Raw genomic sequence first — 12,699 nt, forward strand, 5'->3', positions numbered from 1 at the left:
CGGACGCGATCAATTCGATCTCGTCGCGCTGACGGCCCAGCTCGGACGTGATCGAGCCGAACAGCTCTGGGTCGCGCGCTGAGAGAGACTGGGTGAAAAAACCTTGTGTGCGTTGCGGGGCGTTCACTTTGAAACCTCCAAAAAAGGGTTAGCCGGTCCAGCCAAGGCCAGCGGAAATAGCGTTCATGGATTGCAGCAGGGGAACAGGAACCGATCCTGCCTGAGGTTCGGATCGAGCTTGTCGCAGCAATTCGACCTGCAGCGCGTGAATGCGGGCCAGTTCAGCCCGTTTGCGATCAAACCGCTCGCACAGGCGAGGGAAACGGTGTCCGATAGTTTGTCCTCCCGTCAGAAATTGCACTGCACTGCAGGCGCTATCGTATTCCGCTTTGATTGACTGAAAGACGATTTGTCGGGTGTTCTCATCGTGCACTAGTTCGCCGTATTGTGCGGCGATGCCCATATCCGCTTGATAGAGCGATTTCTCCATCTCATCGACGGCAAGGCGGAACAGCCGGGAGTGCTGAAACATATCCTGCAGCACTTCATCACCGCGCGCGCCACGAAATTTGCGGAAGCTGGCCATTGCGGCCCCGAAACCATACCAGCCCGTGATCAGGTGGCGGTTCTGCGACCAGGCAAAAACCCATGGAATGGCGCGCAGATCATCCAGACTGGCCGCGCCAAAGCGACGTGCCGGACGAGATCCTATTTTCAGGCGGGCTAATTCCTCGACCGGGCTGGCCTGCTGGAAATAGTCCAGAAAGCCTGGCATCTTCAAAAGCGAGACATAGGTTGTCTGTGACAGTTCCGACAGAGCATCCAGCGCGTCGTCGAACTCGGGCCGTGCCAGGGTTTCGCCGGGATTGGCGGTATGACGCAACGTGCTTGAGAGGAGCAGTTCCAGATGGGCCGCGGCTGTTCCGCGGTTGGCGTATCTGGTCGAAACAACTTCGCCCTGTTCAGTTACGCGCAAGCGCCCGGAAATTGTTCCGCTGGGCTGCGCAGCAATCGCCCGCCCAGTGGGAGCGCCGCCCCGACTGACTGAGCCGCCGCGTCCATGGAAAAACGTGACCTTGAAACCTTGCGAAGCCAGTGCCGTCACGATGCGACGTTGGGCGCGCTCCAGCTCCCATGTTGAGCAGAAATACCCGCCATCCTTGCCGCTGTCCGAATACCCCAGCATCACTTCGATTTCATTTCCATCGGTTTTGAGGCTGCGGCGGGCAAGCGGTACTGCCAAAACGTCCAGCAGGATCGCAGGGGCATTGCGAAGATCTGCAATCGTTTCGAATAATGGCACCACCGAGATATCCAGTGTCTCGGACCCGAAACCGGAATAGCGGGCCAGCAGGTACACACCGAGAATATCATCGGCAGACCGGGTCATGGACAGGATAAATGGCCCAATTGCCTTAGGGTCCGGCCCCGAGCGAACACTATGAACAAGCGATAAGAGCGCCAGCATTTCCTGCGCCTGATCGCTCAGCGCCTCGCGGTTTTGATAGGGCAGGTTTTGATCTGCCAGCTCTGATCGCAGACGGGTAGACCAGTCGGGCGTGCCATATTCCGGTGCATGTCCGGATTGTGACCAAAGTTCCGTCAGAACGTCATTCGTGACGGTTGAATTCTGACGAATATCCAGGGTTGTGGTTCGGAACCCGAAAACCATAGCGGCACGGCACAGCGGACGGATATGCCTCTGTGCCAGGACGTCGGCGTTGACCGCGCATAAAGCCGCATCAAGTGCCCCAAGATCGCTTACGAATTGTGAGATGTGATCATAGCCGCCATCGGTCAGCCGATAGCGAATGGCATTGAGAGCCTGCCGGAACGGTTCGTTTCGATTGCGATCGTCGTCCGGAGTCCGGTCGATAATTTCTTGTACACGTGCACGGTTTGACTCAGGAAGCGGCAATATGAGCGCGCTGATGCTCAACCGGCTTGCAGCTTGATCGATGGCCTGACGATAAAGATCCTGAACCGTTTCACGGCCGCGTTGCAGGGCCAGTGCGGTCATCTCGGTTGTGACATTCGGATTGCCATCTCGGTCGCCGCCAATCCAGCTGTGAAAGCGAATGTTGGGTGTTTTGGCTAGAGTCTGACCCAACACATGCAGGCAGGCCTGATCGAACCGATCCATGACCTGCGGGACGGCGTCAAAGATTGCATCCCGGAAGAATTGCAACCCCCACTCGATCTCGTCGCGCAGGCTTGGGCGCGACAGGCGAAGTTCGCCTGTCAGCCACAAAAGATCAATCTCGCCTTCCAGACCATTCAGCAATTCGGTGCGTTCGGTCGGGGTCCATCGTTGCACTTCAAGACTGACAAGATTGCGGTAGATCCGCCGGTGAATTTCCAAAACGGTGACCCGTTTGGCCTCGGTCGGGTGCGCGGTCAGGGTGGGACCGGCGCATAGGTCAGCCGTCAGTTTTTTTGTCTGGCTGTCCGTTAATTGCAGTTCAGACAACACCTCGGCAAACCCGCCTTCGACCGCTTCCGCGCCGCTTAGGGTCTCGGTCAGGCGCCGGTCCCGAACATGGGCGTTTTCATCAATGATGCGTAACAGTTGGAACCAGATCGATAGGGCTTGCAGATACGGCGTTGCCTCGAGCCCTGTAGGGATGGGTTGCAACGGCATGGCCTCGGCCCATGTCGCCACATGCGGCGCCCGCTTCGACAGAATATTCCGCCACAACGCCCGCAGTTCCGAGCGCAATTCCTCGGCATAGCCCGAAGGGTCCGGGATGGACGGAATATTGCGGGCCAGCGATTGCATCAGATCACCTGGTCCCGCGGGGTGCGACCTGCGAAGAAGTCGGCCAGATTGTCGAGTACGCGAAAGCCCATGGCCTCGCGCGATTCTTTTGTGGCGCTACCCAGATGGGGTAGCATCACCAGGTTGTCGCATTGCAACAGATCCGGGCTAATGCGAGGTTCGCCATCGAACACGTCCAAAGCAGCCCCACCGATCGTGTCGAACATCAGCGACTGCACAAGTGCGTGCTCATCCACGACCTCACCGCGCGCAGTGTTGATCAGGAAGGCGTTGGGCTTCATCAGATCCATTCTGCGCCCGTTGATCAGGTGCCGGTTTGCGGCCCCACCCGGGCAGTGCAGCGAGACGAAGTCGCAGTGCGGCAGCAGATCGTCTACGGTATCGACCTGAGTTGCGTTGAACTGTTTCAATACCTCGGACGAGACAGTGCTGCGGTTCTGGACAAGAATTTTCATGCCAAACCCATGGTGCGCGCGACGGGCCATTTCCTGACCGATGCGGCCAAAACCGATGATGCCCAGAGTCTTGCCGCTGACCTTGGTGCCGACCAGATGGGTCGGACGCCAGCCGGTCCAGCCGCCCGCGCGCAGCTCACGTTCGCCTTGGCCGGCGCGGCGGGCTACCATCAGCAGCAATGTCATGGCCAGATCAGCCGTGCATTCGGACAGGACATCAGGCGTATTGGTTACGGTCATACCAAGGCTGCGCGCAGCGGGTTCACAGATATGGCTGTAACCAACTCCATAATTGGCGAGGATTTTGGTTTGCGCCGCAGATACGTCCAGCGCCTCGGCGCTGAGCGTGTCGGTGACCGTAGGCAGAACCGCGTCATAGCGTTTCAACGCATCGCGGATCTCGGCAGGGGACAATGGTTTGTCCCCGATGTTGAGTACGGTGTTGTAGTTTTCGGCCAGTTGCGCCTCGACGGCGGCGGGCCAGCGACGGGTGACAAGGACCGAAGGTTTGACCATCACGCAGCCTCTCCCATGACGCGGGCGATGGTCTCGCCAATTACCGCAGGGTTTTCAGCAACAGTCACACCCGCCGCCGATAGGATTTCGACCTTTTCCGAGGCGCTTTCGCCAAATGCCGAGATGATAGCCCCGGCATGACCCATGGTCCTGCCTTTAGGTGCGGTCAGACCGGCGACATAGGCCACGACGGGTTTGGTGACGTGGTCTCGGATATACTCGGCCGCCTCGGCTTCCTGAGGGCCGCCGATTTCGCCGATCATGGCGATGACCTCGGTGTCCTCATCCTGTTCGAACCGCTCAAGGATATCGCGGAATGACGAGCCGTTGATCGGGTCGCCACCGATACCGACGCTGGTTGAGACGCCAATGCCACGCTCCTTCAGCTGCGCCGCGGCTTCATAGCCCAGCGTGCCCGAACGACCGATGATTCCGACATTGCCCGGCAGGTAGATATGGCCCGGCATAATCCCCAGCAGGGCCTTGCCAGGACTGATGGTTCCAGCACAGTTCGGGCCGGTCAGCACCATGCGATTGTCCTTGGGATAGCGATACATATAGCGTTTGACGCGGATCATGTCCTGCGCCGGGATGCCGTCGGTTATGCAAACGCAATAACGGATACCGGCATCTGCGGCCTCCATGATCGAATCCGCCGCAAACGGGGGCGGCACGAAGACAAGGCTGGCCTCTGCGCCGGTGGCCGTGACCGCCTGTTTGACAGTGTCGAAGACAGGCACGCCTTCTACGATTTCGCCGCCCTTGCCAGGGACGACACCGCCAACAACATTGGTGCCGTATTCCAACATATCCTTGGTGTGAAAGCGCGCCATACGTCCAGTGATGCCCTGAACAATAACGCGGGTGTCGCGGTCCAGAAGAATGCTCATTACACAGCCCTCATCTTGGTGTTTTGGGTCAAATCGTTTTGCCATGCACCAACGGCGCGTTCGGCAGCTTCCATCAATGTTGTTGCACGAATAATCGGCAGACCGGACTTGGCGAGTATTTTCTGACCTTCTTCAACATTCGTCCCGGCAAGGCGCACGATGACTGGGATGTCGATATCCAGTTCCTTCAGAGCCTGCACGACGCCTTCGGCAACCCAGTCGCAGCGGTTGATGCCGGCGAAAATGTTGACCAGAACCGCTTGGACGTTCTTGTCGGACAGTACCAATCGGAAAGCTTTGGCAACACGTTCTGGTGACGCGCCGCCTCCGATATCGAGGAAGTTTGCAGGCTCTCCCCCGGCCAGCTTGATCGTGTCCATCGTCGCCATGGCCAAACCGGCACCATTCACGATGCAGCCGATATTGCCGTCCAGCCCGACATAAGACAGGCCACGATCCGCCGCGCGGCTTTCACGGGGGTCTTCCTGGCTTTTGTCGCGAAGCTCCGCGACCTGCGGGTGGCGGAACAAGGCGTTGTCGTCAAAGCTCATCTTGGCGTCCAGCGCCAACACTCGATCGTCGCCGGTGATGACGAGCGGATTGATTTCAACCATAGTCGCGTCCAGCTTGTTGAAAGCGGCGTAACACCCTTGGAGGGTGCGGACCATGTTTTGGATCAGACGGGGCTCCAGTCCCAGATTGAAGGCAATCTCGCGCGCCTGAAACTCCTGCAGACCTACCGCAGGTTCGACGATGGAGCGGACAATGCTTTCAGGGCGTTTTGCGGAAATATCCTCGATCTCCATTCCGCCCTCGGACGAGGCGACGATCATCACGCGTTGGCTTGTGCGGTCGAGCACAAAACCCAGATAGATTTCCCGATCGATCGGAACGGCAGATTCGACGTAGACGCGATAGATGCCTTTGCCATCGGGTCCGGTCTGATGCGTCACCAGCTTGCGGCCAAACATCTCCTCACAGGCTGCGTATATTTCGCTTTCCGAATTGCACAGCTTTACGCCCCCAGCTTTGCCGCGGCCACCTGCGTGAACCTGAGCCTTTACAATCCACTTGTCGCCGCCCAGCTCACGTGCACGATAGGCAGCTTGCTCGGGGCTGTAGGCCAAGGCCCCCGAAGGGACTTCGACGCCGAAATTCGAAAGAAGTTCTTTCGCCTGATATTCGTGGATATCCATCTGCATTTCCTCCCGTTTATGCAGCGATAGATGTGCCGTAGCGGCTTTCCAGAAGCGCTTCGATCGCTTCGAGATTCACCGAACCACCCATCTCGCGGATTGCTTCGGCAAACAAATGCACGATGCGGCCGATCGACTGATGATTCAGTTGGTTCAGGATGCCGATGCGGACCTGAACAGGTGCGCTGAGGGTTGGCCAGATGCCAAAGCCCCGGGCCCGGCAATTCTGCACCAGCTCCATTTCGCGGCCTGCAAGTTCAGCGGGCAGGTTCAGCACCACAAGGCTGGACATGTCCGAGGTGACCTCGCAGCCCATCGCAATGACGGCATCGCGCAGCACGGCCTCGTGCGTTTTGTAGGCATGCGCGCGCTTCGCTAGCCCCTCCTGCAGGGTCAGGCGTAACGATTCATGAAAGGCCGCGACGGCATAGCCCGAATGTGTTCGGTGATATGTGCCTTTTTCAACATCCTGGCCATCGACGATGCCCCAGTGGCGGGCCTCGAAAATGGGATTGTGAACATAGCTGTAGGCACCCGTTGCTTTCAGGTTGTCGATATATGCGTCGGTAAAACTGACGGGAGCATAGGTAAGCGGCAAGCAGCACAGGCCCTTTTGCGGACAAGAGGCCCAGCCCGCGATGCCCGGATAATCATCAACCCGGAAATCTTCGACACCCAAAGACGAAACGGCGTCGATCAGACCCATTGCACCATGGTGCTCGCAGGCATCCGAGAAACCGCGCAAATCATTGATGCGTCCTGATCCCGTTTCCCAATGTGCCATAAACGCCCATTTGGGCTTGTGTTCAGCCAGTGCGGCTTCGACCATGTCACCGGTCACCGACTGACCATGCGGCACGTCGATGATCGTGACACTGGCGGCCTGCGGATCCAAGGGGTTGGCAGCATGTTCGTCCGGTGTCGCTGCCTTGATCCGAAGGGTCAGTGTATCGATGCCCGAAAAGGTCCCGTTGTTGAACGCAACAACCTTGTCACCGGGCATGACAGCCGAGAACATGGTGTCCAAAGCGCTCCAACCAGTGCCTGCGACCGCAAAGGTGTATATGTTCGTGGTGCCCCAGATTTCGCGCAGCATGTGCTTGCATTCGATCATGCCGCGCAAAACGTCGCCCTGCATGTGATCCGCAACTCCGGCGCTGGAAAAGGCTTGTAGAACGCGCGCGTCTGTATTGCCCGGCCCGGGGCCTGCGGCCAGCGTCTCGGGGATTTCGAGCGTTGGATAAATCTGGAAAGTCATTGCGATCCTCCTTGATCGTTGGGGTGGTCAACCACGCCCAGACATCTCGTTGTGGATCAGGAAAGCCTTGCTTGCGTCATCGCGCAACGTAACTTACTACTGCTTTAGGACTTCTAATGGGATGGGGAAAAACCTACCCGTATTGGCAAGAATACCGAAGTATACCAAGTTTTGCCCTATACGAATGGGTAGTTTCTTGAGGATTTGGATGTAAAATCAATGACAGAGCCTTCACAACTACCGATTGACGTCATGCTTGCCGACAACAATCCGCTGGTCTTATCGGCCATGTCGGAGATTTTTGAACGTGATCCGCGATTCTCTTTGGTTGCCACATCGGCGACAGCTGAAGGGTTCCTGGGCGCGGTCATGAGAGTTCCGGTCCAGGTGTGTGTGATTTCCTGGAGCTTGCCTGTTCTTGGCGCGGCCAAATTGATCGAGGTTTTGCGAGAACAGGAAGGCGCGCCCCGTTTTGTCATTTACGGCGATGATGTCGGAGATGTTCCGCGCCTTGCAATGCAGGCAGGAGCTGCGGGGTTCTCATCCCGGTCTGGTGAAGTTGAAGCGTTGCTGGAAACCTGCGCGGACGTGGCTGCTGGCAAGATGGTGTTTCCGTTCATCGATGTCCGCCAGATGCAACAGAATCCGATCCACAGCCTGTCGCGGAAAGAGCGCGCGATTCTGGAAGCTCTAGCCAAGGGCATGTCCAACCGCGAGTTGTCCAAAGAGCTTCAGATATCGACCAATACCGTGAAATTTCACCTGTCAAACATTTACGAAAAACTATCGGTTAAGAATAGGACGCAGGCCATCGCGTATTACTATTCGTCTAATGCGGCCTCACATTAGATAGATTTGCCCAAATGCTCCAATGGTGTGGTCATTCTGTTGGTCGCGTGATCGGCCTTTCTTAGGAACCCGTGGGGAATTGGGTGGCGGTTTCGTGAAAGCTCTGATCGACGGCGACGGTCGCAATGCAAACCTGAACCTGTTCTTCGATAGCTCTGCGCGCGAAAGAGGTCACGGCTGTGTCCGACGCGAAGGCATCGTAGATTACAGTTGGTTGAGCTTCGAAACTATATCGAGTTGGAAACAGAAACACGTCAATCTCATCATATAATTGCTGCTTTTTTCGCCATATAGCGGGCTGTCCCATCTGATCTCGTCTTTGGCGACGGCGGCTTTGATCGAGGTCAGGTCTTGCTCCAGTGGGCCGGTCCGGCCAGGATCATTTCGACTTCAACCCCGAGAGAGTGCAGAGATCCGGCTGTTTCAAGAAAATCGTACAGCCCTTTCTCGCGGGACAGGTTGCTTAGAAGCCCGACCCCGCAAATGCCCAGGAGACCGCAGGCTGGTCTGTGTTTGGGGGCGAAAAACGCGTTTTCGGTGACGTGCCATTTTTGATTGCTTCGGTAAGCGTGTGGGCGCCAAACAAGGTCAGAATAGTCGGAACATAGGCCATAATGGCGTCTGTTTCACGATGAGCACCCAACATGGTCAGCTCGGTGCAGTAAGGTGCTGATCCAGTTTCTTCAGGCCAGAAGTAAGGAGCCAAGTTCAGGATGGATGATTTGGCTTTAGCAATATGGTTCCCCAACTTCCGCGCCTGCTTCAGGGCGGTTCTATGGGGTTCACATGCTCGCTTGAAAGTTGCAATGGCTCTGGGTCCGCTAGGCCAGATTTTGTCCTTCACGGGCGTGATGACTGAACAACAGCTTGTTTGATTGGACATCGGACAGAAAATCCGCAGTGCGCCCAGACAGCGCGCGATAAAAGGACAGAAGACCGGGTTCGATTTCTTTGGCAATGTCGATGCAGTTTTGGCGCAGCTCATCGGTGCGCTCCAGCGGTTCACGCGCACGTATGGCCGACAAAAGTTGAGCATGCGCATCGCGTAAGTTCTGGAATGCCTCGCTGTCGAGCATGTCCTGATCGCCAATCAATATGTAAACGGGCTCCAGGTTCTTTTTTCCTTTCAGGTCCACAAACCCAGCTTCCAACATCGCCAACTCTTGTTTGCCTAGAATGTAAACTGAATTCGAAACCAGGATGTCATAGTCGACATGTCGGCAGCTTTGTTCGATCCTGGCGGCGACGTTCACCACATCTCCGATCACAGTATAATTGAACCGCCGCCGCGACCCGATATTGCCCACACAGGCCTGTCCTGTCGCGCAGCCAGTGGCCAGCGCAATGGGTGGCCGTTCGCGCATGATTTCGGACCTATTGAACTGTGCCAATGCACCGCGCATCATCAAGGCTGCCCGTGCAGCGCGACAGGGATGATTTTCGACCGGAAGCGGAGCGTTCCAGAACGCCATGACTGCGTCGCCGATGAATTTGTCGATTGTGCCTCGCTCGTGCAAAATCTGATCTCCGACCTGTGAAAACAGCTCATTCAGAATGGCGACGAGCTCCGTGGCCGAAACCGACTCGGATAACGGGGTAAATCCACGGATGTCGGCGAACATGACGGTGATCTCTTGTGTTTCTCCACCAAGGACCAACTGATGGTCCGAGCCTTCCATTTCATCCAAAATTTCAGGAGCGACATAGTGAGAAAAAATCTTTCGGATCGCTCTTTTCTCTCGCTCGGTCGAAATGAATAGATATCCGGCCAACAGCCCGAAATTCGCCATCCCACCAGCAAGTGGGAAGGTTGCGTCAAATAATACGAGTTGATTTTGAAAGGCCATCCAGCTGATCAGCACAACAACGGCTGCAGATACGCCACCCGCAATGAAGGATGCGACCGCACCAAAGCTGGACATGACGGCGACGACCACTAACCCCAGTAAGACGAATGAGACCAACTCAAGCGCAGCGGTCACATCGGATCGGCTGAGCATTTCGCCCGTTAGGACTTGTTCAAGTAACTGCGCGTGGATCGAGACGCCGGGCACGGATTCTCCGAGCGAGGTCTGGTGCATATCAAACAGACCCGCCGCAGAGGTGCCAACAAGAATAATCTGGTTTTCGATCCGGGACCGCAGCGCAGGATCATCCGGATTCGTCATAACGTCATTGGCAGAAACATACAGTTCAGGCCGGTCTCGCCTGTACCGGATCCAGACTTCGCCGTTCTGAGTTGTTGGCAATCGAAAATCGCCCAGTTCAAGCGCCAGCATGACACCGGATTCATCGGACGCGCCCTCGGCGAAAAGGACTGTTTCCCCCAAGGCCACCCTAAGGGCCTCAATTCCCAGGCTTGGCAGGGCGCCATCCGGTCCCCCCCAAAGTACCGGGACCCGGCGGACCACACCGGTCCCACCAAGTGGTGAGACATTCACGCCCCCAATGCCTGTTGCATCTGAATAAAGTGGCGGAGCAGGAGGAGTCCAATGCGGAACCTGGACTAGCCCTGAGGTCGGAGACTCACCGATCTCGATGATCCCCGCCTTGGATATGACGGGCTGACCATCATCGGCCACACGGGCCGCTACACCCAGAACAACCGGCCATTTGGCGATTTCGGCTCCGAAAAAAACATCGTTGTCCAGGTTTTGGGCGTCTTCATCGACCGAGAGCACCTCGGCCAACGCAGGGTCTTCCAATAATCGAGCAGGCGAATAGCGGTCGGGTTCGACAAACAGCATGTCAAAAGCGATGACCGCAGCTCCATTTTGGCCGAGGTTTTCAACCATCTGAGCCATAAGATTGCGCGGCCACGGCCATTGCCCCCAGTTGGCTAGTGACTGTTCGTCTATGTCGACAACACGGATAGGCAGGTCGGGGGTGTAATCGCGTGGGGCCATGCGCTGAAGGATGTCGAAATATATCAGCCGAGTCATGCGCACGGGAAACGGATCTATGACCCTGACAAAGCATCCAAACAGGATCAGGCACAAACCCACAAGGCGAAAACCCCTGCGGCGAGTGCTCCGTTCTTTCGACTTAACCGTCACGGTTGCCTCCGAAGACAGTGGTCGCTTTCACTGCCCGACATTACCGATTACCCATATCAGCCGATGCTCAGTTAACAGGTCTATTCGGTTTCGTATCCGGCGCTGCACCGCCTTCTATACTGGGCGCCTCGACGGGTGCAGATGCTACCGAAGCCTTCACCGCTTGCCGCTGCGGGGGCGCTGGGCGGGGCTCGGGAGCGTCGGATTTTTCGATGGGCTGCACTGGTGCAGATTCTCCGGCGCAGCCTTCGATATTCACGCGCAGCGGACTCAGAAGCCGTTCCTGAGACTGAATGAACGGAAATCCATTTTTAACTGCTTCGTCGTACTGTGCCTGATCGGCCGGGCGGCCCACCTTGCCTTTTTGACTGGTGGCAAACAGGCTGCATTGACGTCCAGTTGATCTGCAGCCGCCTTTCAGGCCGCACATCTGCACGGTGCCTTCCAGCACCAGCATCGAGCTTTGGGTGCCAGGCACAACCCACATGTCGAATATGGTCCCACGCACAGCCATTGTCGCAGTGGGGGTCTGGATGGAATAGGCACGTTTTCTGCTGTTGCCCGAGATGAAACGAAAGCTTCCACCCAAGGCCTGAACGGCAAAATTCTTGGCCTTCTTCTTGTTTCGCAACATGGTCACATCCAGCGCCATCTTTGCATTAGGCCCTATCGCGATCTTCGTTTCGTCAACAAAGATCAGCTGAACTACCCCTCTGCTGTCTGTGGATATGGAATCACCCGAGGCAACTTCCATGCCTTCAAGCAGTGGCCGGGAATTCCCGGCTCGGGTAATTTCTGCGCCTTGTTTGACGCTTACGACAGTACCAATGTTGGCCAGGATCTGCGACGGCAGTATCAAAACACAACAGGAAACACACAACACTCTTAACCAGACCAAACTAATTATCCCTTCCCCAAGGTTATTCCAGAGCGCAATGCGCCCGCTGCCCGGTCTGTGCCTCGTGGAATTTATTTCTTTGTATTATTTGTAAAAAATCTAAGCAAATATGCCTTAATGCCTATGTGTTTGGCAAGTTTTCTATGAAGCTGGAGAAAATTCCCACCTAATTGGACTGACCCGGCGCTTCGGAAACTCTCTGTTTGTACATTGCCGGTGTCTCGGACAGGGCCCTTTTCAATTCAGTGTTTCGTTGGGCCGTCGCTCGCTTTCCCAGCCGATGTCTCTTGGGTCTGATCGCCTTATGGAAGGCCCGGCAGACACGCATTGCGGGTGACGTTTCGCGGCTGCCTTTGATCAAGCCCGAAAGCCATAGACATCATGGATTTGACTTTTTGAAGATTTTTTCACGAGGTCCCTTGTATTTCTTGGCGCTTATCGAATACACCGGCCAGCGGAGACGTGGCCGAGTGGTCGAAGGCGCTCCCCTGCTAAGGGAGTAGGCCCGGAAGGGTCTCGAGGGTTCGAATCCCTTCGTCTCCGCCACCAAATCTTCATATGATGTTTTTTGTGATGGCTTACACGTTTTGAAGGCTTTACCCGCCACATCCGCCAAGAAATAACGTGATCGGAAGGTCGGGTGTTCCGTTTCCAGCACTCAATGACCCGGCCCTTCGAAATCCTCGCGGGACGCGGTAGGTTCGAAGCTTGCTCTCGTGATCGACCATTGGTGCCTGGATTGTCGGCAAATCCGCTAAAACCACCGAAATCGGTACCGTTGGTGTTGCAAGAGCCGGCACTA

At 56.4% G+C, this 12,699-nt stretch carries 10 protein-coding genes and 1 tRNA gene; 2 read left to right on the forward strand and 9 right to left on the reverse strand.

Annotation, left to right across the window (positions count from 1 at the left end; translation table 11 throughout):
* Positions 1–148 precede the first annotated feature (148 nt).
* The 5 genes from AC2FGB_RS04870 to AC2FGB_RS04890 are packed head-to-tail and all read right to left on the reverse strand — an operon-like array spanning position 149 to position 7,094.
* Positions 149–2,779, reverse strand: a complete 2,631-nt coding sequence (locus AC2FGB_RS04870; RefSeq protein ID WP_496693510.1) for a phosphoenolpyruvate carboxylase — start codon at positions 2,777–2,779, stop codon at positions 149–151.
* Positions 2,779–3,750 carry a 2-hydroxyacid dehydrogenase gene (locus AC2FGB_RS04875; RefSeq protein ID WP_496693511.1) on the reverse strand — a complete coding sequence of 324 codons (972 nt, stop codon included), beginning with the start codon at positions 3,748–3,750 and terminating at the stop codon, positions 2,779–2,781. Before AC2FGB_RS04875 ends, AC2FGB_RS04870 begins: the two co-directional genes overlap by 1 nt.
* Positions 3,750–4,640 carry a succinate--CoA ligase subunit alpha gene (sucD, locus tag AC2FGB_RS04880; protein WP_281972634.1) on the reverse strand — a complete coding sequence of 297 codons (891 nt, stop codon included), beginning with the start codon at positions 4,638–4,640 and terminating at the stop codon, positions 3,750–3,752. The genes AC2FGB_RS04875 and sucD overlap by 1 nt, the downstream gene beginning before the upstream one ends.
* Complete coding sequence (locus tag AC2FGB_RS04885; RefSeq protein ID WP_496693512.1) at positions 4,640–5,836, reverse strand: malate--CoA ligase subunit beta; 1,197 nt, start codon at positions 5,834–5,836, stop codon at positions 4,640–4,642. The genes sucD and AC2FGB_RS04885 overlap by 1 nt, the downstream gene beginning before the upstream one ends.
* A 16-nt stretch (positions 5,837–5,852) precedes the next feature.
* A complete protein-coding gene (locus AC2FGB_RS04890; protein WP_496693513.1) occupies positions 5,853–7,094 on the reverse strand; it encodes a pyridoxal-phosphate-dependent aminotransferase family protein in 1,242 nt (413 codons plus the stop codon).
* Between the two features lie 219 nt (positions 7,095–7,313).
* Here AC2FGB_RS04890 and AC2FGB_RS04895 point away from each other — a divergent pair, with 219 nt between their 5' ends.
* Positions 7,314–7,943 carry a response regulator transcription factor gene (locus tag AC2FGB_RS04895; protein ID WP_496689141.1) on the forward strand — a complete coding sequence of 210 codons (630 nt, stop codon included), beginning with the start codon at positions 7,314–7,316 and terminating at the stop codon, positions 7,941–7,943.
* A gap of 61 nt (positions 7,944–8,004) precedes the next feature.
* Here AC2FGB_RS04895 and AC2FGB_RS04900 read toward each other — a convergent pair whose 3' ends face one another.
* The 4 genes from AC2FGB_RS04900 to AC2FGB_RS04915 all read right to left on the reverse strand — a co-directional run bounded on the left by AC2FGB_RS04900 (position 8,005) and on the right by AC2FGB_RS04915 (position 11,753).
* Entirely contained in the window at positions 8,005–8,250 is a 246-nt protein-coding gene (locus AC2FGB_RS04900) for a hypothetical protein (protein WP_496693514.1), read from the reverse strand.
* A 156-nt stretch (positions 8,251–8,406) separates the two neighbouring features.
* Positions 8,407–8,787 (reverse strand): hypothetical protein, encoded by a 381-nt coding sequence (locus AC2FGB_RS04905; protein WP_496791768.1) that lies wholly within the window; start codon positions 8,785–8,787, stop codon positions 8,407–8,409.
* Positions 8,765–10,885, reverse strand: coding sequence for a CHASE2 domain-containing protein (locus AC2FGB_RS04910; protein ID WP_496689139.1), 2,121 nt, complete (start codon positions 10,883–10,885; stop codon positions 8,765–8,767). Before AC2FGB_RS04910 ends, AC2FGB_RS04905 begins: the two co-directional genes overlap by 23 nt.
* A gap of 181 nt (positions 10,886–11,066) precedes the next feature.
* Entirely contained in the window at positions 11,067–11,753 is a 687-nt protein-coding gene (locus AC2FGB_RS04915) for a FecR family protein (RefSeq protein WP_281972630.1), read from the reverse strand.
* Between the two features lie 600 nt (positions 11,754–12,353).
* Here AC2FGB_RS04915 and AC2FGB_RS04920 point away from each other — a divergent pair.
* Positions 12,354–12,443 (forward strand) — tRNA-Ser (locus AC2FGB_RS04920).
* The last annotated feature ends 256 nt before the right edge of the window (positions 12,444–12,699 follow it).

The sequence above is a fragment of the Ruegeria sp. CDSC021 genome (assembly GCF_059610845.1).